Source organism: Microcoleus sp. A006_D1 (assembly GCF_036702805.1).
Classification (GTDB): Bacteria; Cyanobacteriota; Cyanobacteriia; order Cyanobacteriales; family Microcoleaceae; genus Microcoleus.
This window is the reverse complement of the sequence record NZ_JAUBVZ010000003.1, coordinates 56,140-72,828: the sequence shown is the minus strand read 5'-3', so window position 1 is coordinate 72,828 and position 16,689 is coordinate 56,140. Positions and strand designations below refer to the sequence as shown.

14 protein-coding genes are annotated in these 16,689 nt (G+C 48.0%); 7 read left to right on the top strand and 7 right to left on the bottom strand.

Annotation, left to right across the window (positions count from 1 at the left end; all coding sequences use genetic code 11):
* The first annotated feature begins 2 nt into the window (after positions 1 to 2).
* A complete protein-coding gene (locus QUB68_RS05955; protein WP_332990315.1) occupies positions 3 to 533 on the top strand; it encodes a hypothetical protein in 531 nt (176 codons plus the stop codon).
* A gap of 178 nt (positions 534 to 711) precedes the next feature.
* On the opposite strand, the gene QUB68_RS05950 is transcribed toward QUB68_RS05955, so the two are convergent.
* Positions 712 to 1,842 (bottom strand): extracellular solute-binding protein, encoded by a 1,131-nt coding sequence (locus QUB68_RS05950; protein ID WP_332990313.1) that lies wholly within the window; start codon positions 1,840 to 1,842, stop codon positions 712 to 714.
* 468 nt (positions 1,843 to 2,310) lie between these two features.
* Here QUB68_RS05950 and QUB68_RS05945 point away from each other — a divergent pair, with 468 nt between their 5' ends.
* Positions 2,311 to 2,709 carry a hypothetical protein gene (locus tag QUB68_RS05945; RefSeq protein WP_332990311.1) on the top strand — a complete coding sequence of 133 codons (399 nt, stop codon included), beginning with the start codon at positions 2,311 to 2,313 and terminating at the stop codon, positions 2,707 to 2,709.
* 272 nt (positions 2,710 to 2,981) lie between these two features.
* Here the strand turns inward: QUB68_RS05945 and cobT are convergent, their stop codons facing one another.
* The 4 genes from cobT to QUB68_RS05925 form a co-directional block, all read right to left on the bottom strand.
* Positions 2,982 to 4,088, bottom strand: a complete 1,107-nt coding sequence (gene cobT, locus QUB68_RS05940; RefSeq protein WP_332990309.1) for a nicotinate mononucleotide-dependent phosphoribosyltransferase CobT — start codon at positions 4,086 to 4,088, stop codon at positions 2,982 to 2,984.
* Between the two features lie 223 nt (positions 4,089 to 4,311).
* Positions 4,312 to 5,067 (bottom strand): DUF2232 domain-containing protein, encoded by a 756-nt coding sequence (locus tag QUB68_RS05935; protein WP_332990307.1) that lies wholly within the window; start codon positions 5,065 to 5,067, stop codon positions 4,312 to 4,314.
* 249 nt (positions 5,068 to 5,316) lie between these two features.
* Positions 5,317 to 5,814 carry a universal stress protein gene (locus QUB68_RS05930; RefSeq protein WP_332990304.1) on the bottom strand — a complete coding sequence of 166 codons (498 nt, stop codon included), beginning with the start codon at positions 5,812 to 5,814 and terminating at the stop codon, positions 5,317 to 5,319.
* A gap of 85 nt (positions 5,815 to 5,899) precedes the next feature.
* On the bottom strand, positions 5,900 to 6,610 hold the full coding sequence (locus QUB68_RS05925; protein ID WP_332990302.1) for a Crp/Fnr family transcriptional regulator: 711 nt from the start codon (positions 6,608 to 6,610) through the stop codon (positions 5,900 to 5,902).
* Positions 6,611 to 6,917: 307 nt separating this feature from the next.
* Between QUB68_RS05925 and QUB68_RS05920 the strand changes: the two genes are divergently transcribed.
* The 5 genes from QUB68_RS05920 to pgsA all read left to right on the top strand — a co-directional run bounded on the left by QUB68_RS05920 (position 6,918) and on the right by pgsA (position 13,682).
* Positions 6,918 to 7,175 carry a hypothetical protein gene (locus tag QUB68_RS05920; RefSeq protein WP_332990300.1) on the top strand — a complete coding sequence of 86 codons (258 nt, stop codon included), beginning with the start codon at positions 6,918 to 6,920 and terminating at the stop codon, positions 7,173 to 7,175.
* A gap of 96 nt (positions 7,176 to 7,271) precedes the next feature.
* Positions 7,272 to 7,511 carry a hypothetical protein gene (locus tag QUB68_RS05915; protein ID WP_332990298.1) on the top strand — a complete coding sequence of 80 codons (240 nt, stop codon included), beginning with the start codon at positions 7,272 to 7,274 and terminating at the stop codon, positions 7,509 to 7,511.
* Positions 7,512 to 7,649: 138 nt separating this feature from the next.
* Positions 7,650 to 11,921, top strand: a complete 4,272-nt coding sequence (locus QUB68_RS05910) for a hypothetical protein (RefSeq protein WP_332990295.1) — start codon at positions 7,650 to 7,652, stop codon at positions 11,919 to 11,921.
* Positions 11,922 to 12,194: 273 nt separating this feature from the next.
* On the top strand, positions 12,195 to 12,905 hold the full coding sequence (locus QUB68_RS05905; RefSeq protein ID WP_332990292.1) for a sugar transferase: 711 nt from the start codon (positions 12,195 to 12,197) through the stop codon (positions 12,903 to 12,905).
* A gap of 258 nt (positions 12,906 to 13,163) precedes the next feature.
* Positions 13,164 to 13,682: a CDP-diacylglycerol--glycerol-3-phosphate 3-phosphatidyltransferase gene (pgsA, locus tag QUB68_RS05900; protein ID WP_332990289.1), complete on the top strand. Its 519-nt coding sequence runs from the start codon at positions 13,164 to 13,166 to the stop codon at positions 13,680 to 13,682.
* Positions 13,683 to 13,986: 304 nt separating this feature from the next.
* Here the strand turns inward: pgsA and QUB68_RS05895 are convergent, their stop codons facing one another.
* The gene (locus QUB68_RS05895; RefSeq protein ID WP_332990287.1) at positions 13,987 to 15,732 is read right to left on the bottom strand and encodes a diflavin flavoprotein; all 1,746 of its coding nucleotides are present in this window, start codon (positions 15,730 to 15,732) and stop codon (positions 13,987 to 13,989) included.
* Positions 15,725 to 16,354 (bottom strand): hypothetical protein, encoded by a 630-nt coding sequence (locus tag QUB68_RS05890; RefSeq protein ID WP_332990284.1) that lies wholly within the window; start codon positions 16,352 to 16,354, stop codon positions 15,725 to 15,727. The genes QUB68_RS05895 and QUB68_RS05890 overlap by 8 nt, the downstream gene beginning before the upstream one ends.
* Positions 16,355 to 16,689: the final 335 nt, after the last annotated feature.

The window sequence follows — 16,689 nt, the reverse complement described above, 5'->3', positions numbered from 1 at the left end:
ATATGCTGAATTACTACAAATTTCGCCACAAAAATCAAGTTTACCGCCGCAGGCAGGGCATTTTGACAAAAAGTTTATTTTTGTTCCTAATTGCCAGTTCTACGTGCTTCACAGCCTTGCTGTGGGGACAATCTGCGGCGTTTTCCCAGCAGCCCGTCTGCCCGACTGGTAACATTGCGAATTTGCCGCCGCCGCCGCTTTCGCAAGCCGAACCAAGCGTGCCGAGTCTGTGGTTAGCTCAAAAACAGTTTGGTGGCAAATTGCTCGATCGCTGGTTTGTCGATCGCACCAACACTTGGGTAATCGTCATCGTCAACCGCCAACTGTGGAGTTTGCTCGATTATATGGAGCGCTATCAGTTTGTCAACCGCTTCGGCGCTGCTTCCAGCGAGTACGGTTACAATCTGCGAGTTTGCAACCGTCAAGGGACGGCTTTGGCGGTTTATTCGTGTAAGGGCGATCGGCTAAGCTGTAAAATTGATTTAGAATCTCTCTCAAATCCGGGTCTTCGAGGCAAAATCAAAGGATTTTAGAGTAATACCGTGGGGGCAGAAACTGGGTTTTTTGACGAGAATTCTTCGCTGTAGTCCGCAGATTAGACAAGATTGCATAAATCTTTGATTAATACAGGAACCGCAGATGAAAAGCAGATGAACACAGATGCAACGCAGATAGTTTCAAGATAATTTGTGAATGAGTGCAAGAGGTCTATTAGCTAAAAAAACCAGTTTCTTTGGTTTTAACTACTTGCCGAATTTCTTGCCAGAGCGATCGATATTGCTGAATCCCCGCCTCGCCGAAAGGCAGCAGAAAGTCACTAGCAGCAAGAATCTTAGCATCCGGTAACAACACAGGATTACTGCGAATATCTGCCGGCAAATCCTCCGGTTTCATGCCGATAATTATCGGGGAACTAGCCTTAGCCAGCAAGGATAATTGAGGCGCAATCTGAGGCTGCAAGCAAAAATTAATCCATTTTTCAACTAACGAAACTGGCTTTCCTGATGCGGGTTGTACCCACAAATCTGTCCAAAGTGCTGTTCCAGAAGCGGGAATTACTACAGCAATATCGCTTTGAGTTTGCAGCAGCGGCAGTACGTCGCCAGATGAACCGACAGCCAACCAAGTATCGCCTAAAATTAACGGTTGCAGGTAAGCGTCGGAACTGTAAAGTTTAGCTTGCGCGTGCAGGTTGGCGAGTTCTTTTTTGAGGTTGGGAACTTGATCTAATTGCTGCGTATTGTAAGATTTTCCGAGTTTTTTTAATGTTAAACCGATAACTTCTCTAGCACTATCAGGTAGCGAAATTCGATCGCGCAATTCGACTCGCCACAAGTCACTCCAATCTGTCGGAGTCCACCCCAAAGCCTTAAATTTGTCGGTGCGATAGGCCATTACCGTACTTCCCCAGCGGTAAGGTGCAGCCCAAACTTTACCTTTAGCGTCTAATTGGCCGTCATCGTTGCGCCGGACGAGTTTTTGCCATCTTTCGGGCAATTGCGACCAATTAGCAAGTTTAGCAGGATCGATCGGCTGAATCAATTTTTGCCGAATTGCCAAAGTCAGCCAATAATCTCCCAACATCACCAAGTCAGCTTGATTTTTGGCGGAGGGTGTCCGTTTCCACTCCTGCAACAAAGCGAATAATTCTTTTAATTGTCCTTCTTGCGTTACCTGCAACACCGGAGACGGTTGTAAATCGCGGCTGAATTTGCTGACAATTTGGGCCGGAATACCGTTTTTGAGCGATCGAATTTTGAGAGTGGGCTTCGAGTCGCACCCTGCCGCCAATTGACTTAAAGTTAGGGTGGCGGCCCCCAATAGCAAAGACCTTCGTTTCACCTGTGAACCCGCTTTTCTAAATATTGACACCGATGTTTTGTGTTCTGCGGCGCGGGAAATAATTGTTTGTCGAGTCCGGTAGTTGGCGCGATTAATCTTATTTCTTCCTCAAACACAAAGCTATTGTACTCGCTTCTGCTGCGATCGCGATCGGTTTGACTCAAAGGACTGGGGGCGCTCCGTCAATCTCACGAGACACTCCGCCCTCCGACTCTCAGAAACCTAGTTTTTTAACTCTGATTGAAAGTTTGAACGAAGTAGCGGTTAAAAAACCCCGTTTCAGCGTCCAAGACAATCTAAAATCTCAAATCTCAAATCTCAAATCCTCAAGCTGAGTCCCTCAATCTACCCTCTGGATTTGGAACACAACAATTACCTCAAAAATTAAATAATTTAGTGGTAAATCCCAGTTATGTAAAGATTTCCCTAGAATGTAAAGATATAAGTTACAATTCCCCGGATAACTGTATGGAAGCTCTACGCCAGCAAGTTACAGTATTGACTCAACAAGTCGATTCCCTGTACAAACTCATAGAAAACCTTAATGAAAAATTATTGGAGTCCGCCAAGGAGACGAAGCTGGCCCATGAGCAGAGCGAGGATCGCTCCCTGACGGTAGGAAATGACAAAATCTCGCCCTATCAAAGCTACAGCCGTCTAGACGGACTCCTCGAACACAAGGACGTACTGTTAGATGACAGCTACTTCGAGAAGAATTCTCAAAGCCTGGAAAAAGAGCTGAGTTCAGAGATTCAAATCCAGCGCCTTACAGCTCAGCTAACAGCGGCTTATAATCGAATTGCTGCCTTGGAAGAACAGTTGCTAGCCAAAAGAATGCACTCGCAACAGGTAGGCAGGTCTAATTAAATGTTGCTGCTGGCGATCGAGCTTTAATCAAGGTAAAAAATACAAGTTGCGTTGATTTCTGCTCGTCTATTTATAGAGTTATTGTAGGGAGTTTTTGGTCTCGCACAATTAGGATGGGAAGAGCATATTAAGGCGAGATTTGGTAGAGAAATAGCAATCCTCTTTCTTTGGTGAACAAGATTTTTTTTATGAACCGCAGAGGGCGCAGAGGGCGCAGAGAGAAAGCAGAAATAGAGAAGTTCGCAAATCCGGCATCTATTGCTACTACTTACTTAATGTTGAATTTCACACCGCGAGGCTAAAGCTTCTACAGCTTGCAGGAGTTGGGTTGGAGTCCAATTGGCAACTAGGCCGCTGGCGATCGCACACGCTCCCGCACCTACACCTTCCTTCACATATCCGCGATCGTAAGCTTGCAGTTGCCGGTAGCGAGAACCCGCAAAACTTAGCTGTGCGGCCAACAGAGGCACACCGCCGATATCCTGAGCCAGTCCTACCGTGTCCCCTGTAGGGTCTTCTGCCACCCAGCGCGTAGTCCCCACGGCAACTTGTTCGGGACACCATACCAAAGCATATTCTCGGGCGATCGCCTGCATCAAAGCGTACACTGCCAGCATTTGCGTGCCGCCAGCCAACAGCACCCCGCAAGTCCGACTCGCGGCGATCGCCATTCCCGCCACCGCTATCTGCATCGGATCGCCCACCGCCGCTACCAATTCCAGGGGAGTGCTATTTTCTGGGTCAATTTTCCACCCAGCGCGATCGAGTCCCGCTGTCACCGCAGCCAATTTTTGAGTATGATTGCAGCGAGGATGAGAACTATTAACCTTCCCCGCCGCTGCAATACCCAAACCCATTAACACGCCCAAAGCAGTAGTCGTTCCCCCAACTACACACTCCCCTAAAATCAAATAGCTGCTATTAGTTTGGGCGGCTAATTTAGCTCCCCAAATTAATCCTTGTTCCAGCAAATGTTTGACTGTTTCGAGTTCTAAAGCATTCCCGGAAATCAGACATTTTGCCGCAGTACCGCCCAAATCAATTGCAGGTACCGGAGGTGGGATGGGTAAACCTGCATTAAACAGGTAAAGGGGAATTTCCAAAGCTTCGATTACAGCGCGAGATATCAGTACCGGCGAAGCTCCGGCTTCTAGGGGCGGCAAAGGATATTGGGGCGAGGGTTGGGGGCCGTTGTACAAAAATTCTGCATCCGCTAAACAAGTAAATTGTCGATCGCGCGGGGTTGCTCCTGCTGCTGAAATCCCCGGAATTAAGCCAGTCGCCGTAAATCCTAACACGCAAGCAAATATCGGTTGCTGTCCTCGATAGCGATCGAGCCACCGCTGGCCTTGTTCAATTTCTGTATAAATACAAATCATAATTAGTCAATTGACAGTTGGCAGTTGACAGTTGGCAGTTGGCAGTTGTCAGTTGATAGTTGTCAGTTGACAGTTTACAGTTGTCATTGGTAATCGGGAATTGGTCATTAATCTTCCTTCTTCCCTCTGATTTACTTCTGAATTCTTCCCTGTGACTTCTGACTTATTCCCTGTGACTTCTATCCGTTACATCCGTTACACTCATCCGTTGCCGAACTTCGTATTACTCTTCATAATCGATTAAAACTTGCACCCAGCGCGGCGGCCGCGGAATCGGATTTCCTAAACGATCTAACAGCAGCAAAGCTACTAAATGCACTACAAATAAATAAACAAGGTTGCTAACTAAAATCATCCCGGCGGCGATCGCCCCAATGGTGTTCAAATTCGGCACGCTTAGCCAGCCCAGCTTCACAAACACCCATTCCACCATCTCTGTTACCTGGACGGTTACGTAAACCCACAGGTTTTGACCTACCAAAATTGACAGCAGCCAAAACCGAAAAAAGAAGCCGACAGTACCAATTAGCGCCCCCAAACTAATAGAGAGAGACCAACTCGCTTTGCGCCTCCAAAGTCCTCCCAGCACAACTCCCATAATTCCAAAAGGCATCACGTATAAAATGCTGCGCGTCGGGCCCATGAGTACCGACAGCAGCAAACCCGAAACTAATGCTGACATCCAAGCTGCTCGGTTGCCCCAGCGCAGGTAAACTAGGGCGATCGGCACTGGGAAAAAAACCCGCAGCAACGGCCCCAGCGGAAAGTAATAATTTACCAGCCAAATCAAACTAGCGGTACTTGCCAAAAATGCCGTTTCTACCAGCCTCAAAGGCGCTTCCCCAGCAGCGGGCGTCCGGGTATCTGGATTTGTGCGATCGCCCGCCATTTCTGAAATATCGGCGGTTGGAGGCTCGTTATTTGTACTGGGTGAACTGCCCGAATTAGACCCGGCATCTGCTGACAAAAAATCACTCATCCGATTTTAGATTTTAGATTTTAGATTTTAGATTTTACGGGACTTGCGCGCTATACGCCTGATTCCCGATTTTAGATTTTAGATTTTAGATTTTAGATTTTACAGGACTTGCGCCCTATACAGTTGATTCCCGGTTTCACTGTTTGGATGCCTTACCGCCAAATTTAATATTGCTCCCAGAAACCGGGCTTAAGTACGAACGCAAGTCTGATTTTAGATGGATATTCTCACCCAAAATTTTCAGCAGTATCATTTTTCAGCTTTGACTTCTTGAATTACAAACACCGAACACGATGCGTGGTGAACGACATAATTGCTGACACTGCCGAGGAAAGCTTCTGTGAACCCCGTGCGGCCGCGCCTCCCCACTACGATTAAATCTGCGCCCCAATTTTGGGCGTATTCACAGACACAATGCCCCGCATCGCCGTCCATTTTGCAGTCAAATTCTGCCTGCAATCCTTGTTTTGCTGCGGCGTCGCAGTAATTTTTCAGCAAACCCTCAGACTGTTTTACCTCGCTTTCCAGCCGCAAACGTTGAGCTTGATAAGCTTGATTCATTAACTCGACATTCATGCCCAAATCTACCGGAATTGGCACTGCCGTCTCGCCCAGCGTGTTGACAGTAACGCAGTGAAATAGCATCATCTCGGCTCGATCGCCCACAGCTAATTCTAAAGCTTGACTGAAGACGCGGTGGCCGAGATCCGAATCATCGACGGCGGCGAAAATTTTCTTAAAACTCACAGCTTTACCTCCTGCGGTAAATCATTATTAGTAGTTAACAGAGAATGCTTTTGAATTTAATTAAAATTAGCAATCTCTGATACTTCTAGACTAACAGACGCTCCAGTGCGTGCAGGTCGGGAATGCACAAAACGTCACGTTCGCGCTGAATTGTTCCTTTTTTTTCCAGCTTGCTGAGCACTCGTGTTACGGTTTCCCGAGCCAGCCCGCTGAGGCTGCTCAATTCTCGGTGTGGCAGGTTGGGAATTTCTGTACCTCCACTTAACATGATTTTGCCTTGTCCCTCTGCCAAAAATAAGAGAATATCTGCTACTCGCGAGGTACTGTCCGACTCTCGCAAACGCAGGCGACGATTGACTTGCCGCAGGCGGCGCGCCATCAGTTGAGCTAGTCGAATGCCTGCGAGCGGCTCGGTATGAATCAACTGCACAAAATCCTGAGCTGGCATATTCCCGATCAGTGTCGGGGCTAGGGTGATGACATCTGTCGATCGCGGTGCTTCTTCGATCGCGGCCATTTCCCCGAACAGTTCTCCTTTTCCTAAAATATTCAGTGTTACTTCTTTTCCGTCTAGGTTGTAGGTGCGAATTTTCACCCAACCATCCAATATAAAATACACTGATGTCCCCCAGTCATTTTCGAGTAAAATCACTTGATTTGACGGATGACTGCGGGTAACGATGTGGACAGTTGCTCTCTCGATTACAGGATCTGGCAAGCCTGCAAAAAAAGGAGTAGAAACTATCAATTGATTTATATTGGACTGCGGATCTCGGGCGTTAAAGCGGTCTTCCATGAGGCCATCATTTTAATTTATGCGCTTGATCTGCGCTGGGCAGTTAGAAATAGCTTGCAGCCGAGTCATTCGATTTGAGATTCCCGATCGGAGAAACAAGTATCTAAAATCGGCAATTTTTCCTCTCAAGTTTGGCGTCAAAGGTCGAATATGGAAATTAATAGCCTCAAGCTCAGATTGGGAGCTAGAAACTAAAGACTATACCATAATTGTTTAGATATATACCGCGGAGCAAATTTTATTCACCAAATTTTAGCAAGGTGGCAAGCGACTGAGCGATCGAGTTACCGAAGACCAGCACTTGGCGATGACAAGCTTAACACTGCTGAGAGATTTGTGGTCAGCCGACCCGGCAGTCGATCGTCCGCTAGCGGAACTACAAGTTTTCACACCGGGAACACAGCCACCAAATCCGACTGCAACTGCCTGGAACTTGTCAAATGTCAGCACTACCAACAACATCCACAGCCATTCCCGGCTCAAGGTTGGCGATCGTCGCATACCACCGAAACCGACGCAGTTTTCAGCAACCTCTTATGATGCCCCGAGATTATTGTACCATTAATCTCTAGCCATGAACATAGATAAAAAGCTATCATAAAGGGTTGCTCGCATCGACTGCACGCGGACAATCCCGCATCCCGGCATCCCAAATCGCAGATTGTTTGAGGTTGTTTCCGAGTCGGTGAAAGATCGAGACAGATTACCCGATCGCACAGCGGGGCGCGCCCACAGCAACGCCAAACTCCGGGTGACGGTTGCGGCCTGCCCGATAGCTGCGCTGGTTCCAGGAAAACAGCAGAATTTGAGAGCACTTACAGTCGATAGCAGCGGGCATTTGATGCGGAAGTACCGCCTAACCTATGATGGCAATAGAAGTCATCCGAAGCGAAAAGGTTGATTCACGGTTGTCAGAAAATGTTAGTAAATTATTGACCGACTCGCATTCAGATTATTCTATCTATTGGCATATCTGCCGCCTGACTTCAGTCTTTTTCCGGTAAAGTTTCTCCCAAGCCGCATTCCCAGAGGTTCCCCCTTGAATTCTCAGAAGTACAAAATTCAAGCACTGATTGCTGAGATTGACGAGGTACTCAGCAAGCCCGCACCCCGCTTGCCTTGGACGGGTTCGATCGATACTGTCCACCAGCGCCAACTGTTAGAGCGAGTTCGCGCTTATCTGGTTTCCCCAGACTCAAAGGTAGCGGCCCGCCAGGGGCCCCCCAGCCCAAATGTCCGCCCGGTACCAGTTCCAGTTCCCAAAGTGCCGATGCCACCCGCTCGCCCCTCAGCAGCAGAGCAGATCGTGCTGGCTGTTACCGGAGAAATCAGCCACCTGCGTTCCACCCTGACTCTGCCGCTTCAAGAAGACATAGAAGCTCTGCGGCAAGAGCAGCAAGCTCTAATTCAAGAAATCAAACAGCTAGAAGCAAAACGGCAGCAGCAACAATCGCTAGCTCAGCAACAAGCAAACCAACAGCAAATCATTTCTGAATTCTTGCAGGTACTCAGAACCCGCTTGGAAGAAACTTTGGAGCGGGATTTTTCCCAACTTCTCGGTAGTCTAGAACATCAGTTGTTGCCAAGCAGCGCAGCACAATCTGAGCAACCGGCTGTTGACGTAACACTTAACTCACAAACCTCCTCTGAACACCCGCTGCTGACACCGGCTCAGAGAGTCCAGCAAATGGAAGAGTTTCAAGCTCGTGCCGACAGTTTGTTGATGAGGCTTGATTCGACGATGGGTATCGTGTTCGAGGCTTTGCACGCCAATCTCGAAAGCTATCAAGCTTCCTTGGGACAAGGCATCGAAAATATGCACGGTTTGAGCCAGCAGAGCGAGGCGATGTTCGCGGCTTTGGTTAACCACTTGGCGGCACAGTTGGGTACAGCAGCGTCTTCCTACGTGCAGCCGACGATCGACTTCACAAATCTCGAAAGTGCTCGCGGCACCCCAGTCGATCGCTCTGATGCCACTCCCGCACTCTCAAATACCGCGATCGAACCCTCAGTCCCGCAGCCCAATCTCCGTCGCGAACTCGAAGAACAAGACAGATTGCCCTACGCTGGTACAGAAATTTCTCCGCAATTCGGACAGTTGAGGCGCGAGCGCGATCGCCTGATAGCTCCGCTCTCGCTCCCGGATTTGGAAGAATCTTTCTTGGGTGAGGCACCGGAAATACCGCGACCTGCAACTCGGTTTCCCGGCGCTGAGTCGGAAGATATATTAGCAGAAAATGGCGAAAATGTTGAGGATTTGTACGCGAGTTTGTTCGCAGGAGAAGTCGCCGAACTAGAACTAGAAAATTTCACGATTGAAAATACAGAAAATGCTGCTGAAATAGCAGCGGTTCCATCTCAAACTGCGGCAGAATATCGAAGTGCCGAACCCCTAAATAGTGCCGAAGATTTGTTTGTGAATTTGCTGGATGAAGGCGAATCCTTGGAAGATTTTCTAGCAGGTGAAGATTCAGACTTTGCGATCGCGGGTTCTGTAGAGTATCTAACTTTAGATACAGAAGATTTATTTGAACCGCAAGCTGCAACCGTACCATCGATTTCCGAACCGCCAGCCTCAACCGCCGAGCCGGAACTAGACTCGGACGATCGACAAAATCGAGAAACTCCTGACAACCGAGGCGAGCAGTTCGATACTGCTGCTGTACCTGGGCCGGATCTGAGAACGCCTGCCGAAATTAGCCCTCCCCACCCCAGTGCCGCCCGCGTACCCAGTGCCGGTGACGTTCAAACAGGCGAGTTACACAGTTCGTCGCAGCGGCTCGACGATGCCTACATCCAAGCTTCGCCGGACGAGGATTTGCTACCCGTCGAGGCTCTAGAAGATGACCTCGATCGAGCTCTAAATTTGGACAACAATACTCTGGAACTGTTGGAGACAGACCTCTACAATCTGGAGGGATTGTCAAATACGAGTTCCGGGAACTCCAATTTCTCAGCGCTTAACAGCTTGGATTTTTCGGCGAATTCCTCCGAGGGCGGTGCAGAAAATTCCTTTGCGGAGCCTGCTGAAGAAGAACTCGGCACGCTGGAGGATTTGTTCTCCGATGAGTTGGAACTCTCCTCAGACGATGAACCCTTTGTTTTGGAAGACGAACTTGAGGATAACTTGTTTGCTGAGGAAGACGAATCGAAGTTAACCCTAGACGACATTTTGGCTAGTTTGAACCAGATCGATCGCCCTGCGGCGCAAACTGCACAAACGGACAAACTGCGATCGAATTCTCCAGAAAGTCAAAAAAAAAACCTAATTTCGACAGAGAGTAAAGCTGGATTTGTTGAGGAGAAAACCGCAGGGAGCGAGGCTGTTGGACAGCAGCATTCTGTTGCAGGTACGATCGCCCCTTCCTCCAGGACTCGACCGCATTCTAGCTGGTATTTGGGCATAGATTTCGGTTGCAGCGGGCTGTCGGCGGCTTTGCTCGATCGCACCAGCGGTCAGTTGCACCCGATTTACTGGGAAGCACCGCAGGCCAAGGGCGCCACTGCGGGCGCGAGCTTTCGGATTCCCTCGGCTGCGGTGCTGCAAGAAACAACCTCAGGTGGCACAGGGCCGCAGGTGACAGTCAAGTCGGTGGGATTGCACCCGACTGCTTTAGCTGCGGGAGAATTTTTACTGCAAAATTTTAAATTGCCTTTAAAAGTCAGCATTCCTTATCAACGCGAAGCTGCTGGGATGTACGAACCGCTGTTGCAGTGGTCGCCCGATCGGGCTATTTCCATCGCCTTGCCGCTGCACGGTTTGCGGGCGCTGCTGGCTACTTTGAATCCGAGTCAGCAGGGGCACAAATTTGACTCAGCGGGGAAAATTTCCGATGCTGCCATCCCGGCGCCAAATTTTGCAGGATTGCCAGTTTCTAATTTAATCTGTAGGGCTTCGGGACTGACAGCGGAAATTCTCGATGCGGCGCTTTTAGACTTGCAGGGTGTAATTTTGGGTACTCCGGCCGACTGGTCGGATGCTTATCGGTTTAACCTGCGGGAGGCTGTTTTGGGCGCGGATCTGGTGGCTTCGGCTTCGCAAATTTTTGTGGTGGAGGATGCGATCGCCACTTTGCTTGCTGCTGTTACTCCTGTCAAAAATTCCAGGTTGGTGCAGTCGTCGTCAGCGCTGGATTCTGTTGAGGGCGCTGAGGACAAATCTGTGTCGCTGGCGGTGAATGCTTCGTCTTTTAGCGGCGGAACTTTGATTTTGAATGCGGGGGCGGCGACGGTGGAATTAGCTTTAGTTGAATTGCCGTCCAATCTTCAAGATTTAACTCGTGCTGATTTTATTTGTCAAAGTTTTGAGGCGGCTGGTAATGCTTTCGATCAGGATATTGTCTGTCAGTTGTTGGCGAAAAATGAAACTTGGGGAATGTCGATCGATTTGCCGCGTCCGGGATACCCCGATTTGCCGAGTCGCTACCAATTGCAGCAGCGATTGCAAGGTTCTGCTTTTGGGCTGCAACTGTTGGAGGCTGCAAGGCATTTGAAAGTTATTTTGCAGCATCAAGAAAGTTTTGTTTTGGATATTGGCGATCGACATTGGGATGTGAAGCGCCGAGATTTGGAAAGTCTGATTTTAGTGCCTTTTGTGCAGCAGTTGAACCGCGAATTAAATGCTTTGCTCAGCCGCGCGGGAATGTCGCCGGCGGGCATCAATCAGGCGATTTGTGCGGGGGGCATGGGTGCTTGGCCTGCGATCGCCCGCTGGTTGCGCCAAAAGCTGCCGAATGCGATCGTGGTTCAAGACCAGGAGTTCGAGAGCGATCGAGATATTTCTGAGTTTCACAATTCTGCATTTAATTCTGTATTTAAACCTACAAATATTTCGGCAAAATTTGGTCGAGTTGCCTGCGGGTTGGCGAGTTTAGCTCTGTATCCTCAAATTTTGGATGTACCGCAGCAGCAGTACAGCGACTTTGTTCTGCTGTGGGAATTAATGCAGGTTTTGGGCGCAGAAACTCTGAGATTTGAGGAAATTTTGCAGTTGTTGGAACGCCAGGGCGTGAATACCCGCACCTGCGAGTCCAGGATTCTGCGGATTTTGTCAGGAAAATTGCCCGCGGGACTTTTGCCGGAGGAGCAAGATTTCATGCTGCTGGCCCAGGAGTCAAGGCAAAATCCCGATTGGCAAGCAATTTTAGCTCTTCCACTTTTCTTTGAAGATGTCTCGCGCGGTTATCGCTTGAATATCGAACACGCTAAGGTTGTTCGCGAATATTTAGAGAAACTCGCCTCTACCAGTCAGCAAAAATTGTTAGAGCCGCTCACAATTGCTTGGGAGATTCGCACCCAGAGTTATCGGTGAACCCCTAAAAACCAGGTTTCTCAGTGGAATCCTCCTGTCTTTGCCGAATATTCTCCGTAGAAACTGGCTTTTTGCGCCCAAAAACTCACTTTTTTCAGTGAATGTACTTAATTTTACTAAAAACTTATACGTTTTCCAAGGAAATACACAGAAACTTTATAAAAGTGTTGTAGCTTTTTAAAGATTGTGCAAAGCCTAAGGATTCCGCTTCTCCCGATTTCGGGGAGTCTCATAAGATGGACGTGAGATGTCGTTAAGTTTGAGACGAATCACATGAAAATTGCGATGGGTGCCTCTAAATCCTCAGTATTATCCGAAATACTGTCCCTATTTATTCCCAAATCTACTTACAAAGTTTGTGTATCGAAACAGCAGGTTCACCGATCCGTAACGAGCAAGGTAAAGCGGTCGATCGACATTTTGGGTTCGCTGGTGGGATTGGCTATTACTGCTGCGGTGGCGCTGCCAGTAGCGGTAGTGATGCTGTTTGACTGTCCGGGCCCGCTGCTCTACAGTCAAGTCCGCTGCGGCTTCAAAGGGCGAGATTTCAGAATGTGGAAATTTCGATCGATGGTTGTGGATGCAGAAAAGCTCAAACACCTAGTTACCAACCAAGCCAAGGGTCACATTTTTAAGAATGAAAATGACCCGCGAGTTACTCGCGTCGGCCGCTTTTTGCGGTGCACGAGCTTGGACGAGTTGCCTCAATTCTGGAACGTGTTAGTCGGGGACATGAGTTTGGTGGGAACTCGACCGCCAACTCCCGATGAAGTCGCTGGCTACGACGATTTTCACTGGCAGCGTTTAAATGTCAAACCCGGTTTGACTGGCGAGTGGCAAGTCAACGGACGCTCTGGAGTTAAAGACTTTGACGAGATTGTGGGCATGGATCTCGACTATCAGCGCAAGTGGTCTGTTGTCTACGACATCAGTCTGATTTGCAAAACAATTTGGGTTGTATTGAATAAAAACGGTGCGTTTTAATTAACCTGCTGTTTTGGGTTGTCTGTTTGTTTTTTGTGAGCTGCGATGAATATATATCTAAAAGCTGTTTTTCTCAACGTTAAACAGCTACAAAAAAATGTTAAATTAAGGGCAAGCTTGTAAAAAGCTTGCCCTTAATTTTTTTACTATTCCTTCATCCTTCTTCCTTCGGTCAACTGTCAACCCAACGACGAGCTCCCTTCGACTGCGCTCTTCGACCAAGCTGTCAACTGTCAACTGTCAACTGTCAACTGTCTTATGAATTTGCCTAATTCAATTACTTTTTCTCGCTTGCTGGGAGTGCCGTTTCTGCTCTACGGTTTGTACGACCCAAGCACCCAAAGCCGCTGGATTTGCACCGCGATTTTTGTGGTAGCTGCGGCTACTGATTGGCTGGACGGCTATTTGGCTAGAAAGTTGAATCAAATTACCGATTTGGGCAAGTTTCTCGACCCTTTGGTGGATAAATTGTTGGTGCTAGCGCCGCTTTTAGTATTGATTGAGTTGGGTAAAGTCCCGGCTTGGGCAGTGTTTTTGATTTTGGGGCGGGAGTTGACAATTGCCGGGTGGCGTGTTAATAAAACTACGATTTCGGGAGCTAATATTTGGGGCAAGTTGAAGACGGTGAGTCAGATTGTGGCGATCGCACTTTTAATCGCTCCTCTATCCGAAGCGTGGAACCTTCCGGCATTAATTGCGTTTTGGGTTTCTGTGGCTTTGACTTTGATTTCTGGCGCTATCTATCTGTGGCCCGAAAAGACTGCTGAGGACAAGTGACAGTTGATAGTTGACAGTTGATAATTGATATCAAATCCGGTAGCATCGGAATGATAAATTTCTCTCCTCTTTCTCTGCTTCCTCTGCGTTCTCTGTGGTAAGATAATTACGATATAACCGGAAGTAATATAAAGGAAGAGGATTGGAGTAATCCATAGTCCTCTTTTGATTTTTCCCTACAAGGGTTCCGGCTTTAAACCAATTCTTTCTGGTAATCAGGAATTTATTCATCATCACAATCTGAGGAATAAATTCCTCACTACAAACCTGTAAGGACACGGCATTGCCGTGTCCTAATCGCAATTTAATAATGACTCCCAGATTTCCGGTAATGCACCGCTGTCACCCCGTTATTTTTCAGCAAATGACCGTTTTCCACCGCCGCATAAACTACCCAGTGATCGCCGCATTCCATCCGACTTATCACTTCGCATTCCAGATAAGCTAGAGCCTCAGTCAAAACCGGACAGCCGTTGCTAGCTTCTGTTGTTTCGACTCCGGCAAATCTGTCTTCTCCCGGAGCAAAGTTTTTCATGAAATACTTCCGCAACTGTCGTCCTTCTGCTAAGATATTCAGCACAAATTTATCTCCGGCGTACATCAAAGCTTCAATCGATCGATCTTTAGCCACCGCAATCGTCACGCCAGGGGGATTAAACGTGGCTTGCGACACCCACGAAGCCAACATCGCACTCGTAACATCCCCGCGCCTCGCCGAGACTACGCACAGCGAACCAACTAATCTTCCGACAGCTTGTTCCGTGCGATCGCTCCCACCAGTCAACTGCGGTTTCGGTGCCCGCAATTTTTGCGATTTAATCAAAGCTTGAGCAAAATCCGTTCCCGCCTCTTTGCACTCGTGAATCGTCGCCGCCGTCGGCTTAAACTTGGCTCGAATCGGCTCAAATCCAATGCGATAGCCAGCATCTTTCAGCTTACCTTCAACTAAGTCGATCGCCTCACCGCTCCAGCCAAAAGAACCGAAAACCCCCGCTAACTTGCTCTTAGTTGCTGTAGATAACACAATTCCCAGAGCAGTTTGAATTTGCGTCGGCGCGTGTCCCGCTAGCGTGGGAGTTCCGATGATAAATCCGGCGCATTTCTCGATCGCCTCTTGAATTTCTCCCGGTTCCGCAAATTCGCAGTTAATGCTTTCTACAGCAACACCAGCTTTCGTAATCCCTTTGGCGATCGCCTGCGCCAGAGTAGCAGTATTCCCGTAAGCCGAAGCATAAATCAAAGCAACTGTCAAGTCTTTAGAATTTTGTTGCTGGCTCCATTCCCGATACAAATTGCTCAATTCGTGGAGACCGTAACGGACGATCGGGCCGTGACCGGGAGCATAAAATGCTGTTGGTAAATCAGCTAATTTATCCATTGCGGTCAGCACTTGTTTAGCCTGAGATGCGTGCAGAGAATCGTAATAATAGCGCCGATCTTCGCTGTAAACGCTCCACCCTTCATCAAATACTTGATCGCCACAAACGTGAGCGCCAAAAAATTTGTCAGCGAACACGATTTGAGTCTGCGGATCGTAAGTGCACAGTTCGTCAGGCCAGCGGGGAGTCGGAGTCGCAATGAATTTTAAGGCGTGGCCTTTGCCTAAATTGAGAGTTTCTTCTCCCCGAACGATCATAATATTTAACTCTTGTTCGGGAAAAGCAGCTCGCAAACCAATTGCGGCTGGATTCGTGCAAACAAAAGCTACTTCAGGAGCCAATTCTACCAAAGCTTTGATGGTGACGGCTCTGTTAGCGTTGAAATGTCCCAAAATCACGTAATCCAGCTTGGTCAAGTCCAGCCGTTGCTGCAAATATTCCAGAAAATTTTGGGTAAAAGATTCCCCCGGCGGGTCAAACAAAGCAGTTTTGTCGGCTTGAATGATATAGCTGTTTGCTGTTGTCCCCTTTTGCAGGGAGTATTCTACTTCAAATTTTAGTCGATCCCAAGTGCGCGATCGCGCAATAAAAGTATCAAGGGCGATCGGGATAAATTGCACGTCGCGGGGTCTGGTATCAGATGCGAGTCGGGGAGTCAAAGTATTAGTCATTAATTGCACCTATGAGAAACTGCACTACAGAACTTCTTTTAATTTCGTGCCAAAACTTGGTATCTACAATATCAAATTTTGCACCTTGAGCCTGTAAATTGGTATCCAAGTCAGTTAGAAATTCCCTAGTAGGCAAATCATCGCCAATTTGGATAAAGCTCACCCCAATTTCTTGATCTTTATCTATTTTATTTGCCGCACTTACAATAATTTCGGCGACAGCAGTGGCATTTTCGGGTTTTTCATCAAGGACTGCAACAATCACTGCTCCTTTCTTCCCTTTGGCATTTGTTTTGAGCTTAAAATAATCGCTAAAAGCTTCTTTCAGAGGTTCTGCTAAATTAATTGCAGTCGGTTTTGCTGCATCCGGCTCCGCATTTTGTCGCTGCAAAATTTCAGCCAACCGGGCAACATTTGAATTTTTATACTTCCACATCGGAGTAGAGGCTTCGTAAACAGTGATGCCATCGCTGTCAAATTCCTGACATTTTTTTGCTAAGTCGATCAGAGATGCCTGTGCTTCTACCCACTCCTCGTACCAAGGATGTTGGGAGTCTCTGCTGGTCTCGCTTCTGGCAATAATAATTGTGTAATCTCGGTCTTCTAAAAGATTAGCAGGCATTGGCAAATTCCTAAGAGTAAAAATCGAGAAAAAAAGTAGGAAACTGCGCGGTGCGCACCCTACTTTTAGAGGCTGGTAAGGTGTTCGGCGCGCACCCTACGTTGAGAAATCTCATTTGTAGCTGAGGCCAGATCCCCCTAAATCCCCCTTAAAAAGGGGGACTTTTATCTGTTTCCGGTTCCCCCCGACCTAAGGGGGGTTAGGGGGATCGGGCCTCGGATGTAAACTAGATTTATCAGGGGTTAAATGCACTTGTTGAAACATCCTTCACCCTTCTTTTGACGCGCTCGCGAAGCCTTTATAGCCTTCTTCCTTCTTGCTTCTTGCTTCTGACA

What these genes read in the sequence shown, in the direction of transcription:
- QUB68_RS05955 (WP_332990315.1), top strand. Translation starts at nt 3, where the DNA reads ATGCTGAATTACTACAAATTTCGCCACAAAAATCAAGTTTACCGCCGC.
- QUB68_RS05945 (WP_332990311.1), top strand. Translation starts at nt 2,311, where the DNA reads ATGGAAGCTCTACGCCAGCAAGTTACAGTATTGACTCAACAAGTCGAT.
- cobT (WP_332990309.1), bottom strand. Translation starts at nt 4,088, where the DNA reads ATGATTTGTATTTATACAGAAATTGAACAAGGCCAGCGGTGGCTCGAT.
- QUB68_RS05935 (WP_332990307.1), bottom strand. Translation starts at nt 5,067, where the DNA reads ATGAGTGATTTTTTGTCAGCAGATGCCGGGTCTAATTCGGGCAGTTCA.
- QUB68_RS05925 (WP_332990302.1), bottom strand. Translation starts at nt 6,610, where the DNA reads ATGGAAGACCGCTTTAACGCCCGAGATCCGCAGTCCAATATAAATCAA.
- QUB68_RS05920 (WP_332990300.1), top strand. Translation starts at nt 6,918, where the DNA reads ATGACAAGCTTAACACTGCTGAGAGATTTGTGGTCAGCCGACCCGGCA.
- QUB68_RS05905 (WP_332990292.1), top strand. Translation starts at nt 12,195, where the DNA reads ATGAAAATTGCGATGGGTGCCTCTAAATCCTCAGTATTATCCGAAATA.
- pgsA (WP_332990289.1), top strand. Translation starts at nt 13,164, where the DNA reads ATGAATTTGCCTAATTCAATTACTTTTTCTCGCTTGCTGGGAGTGCCG.
- QUB68_RS05895 (WP_332990287.1), bottom strand. Translation starts at nt 15,732, where the DNA reads ATGACTAATACTTTGACTCCCCGACTCGCATCTGATACCAGACCCCGC.
- QUB68_RS05890 (WP_332990284.1), bottom strand. Translation starts at nt 16,354, where the DNA reads ATGCCTGCTAATCTTTTAGAAGACCGAGATTACACAATTATTATTGCC.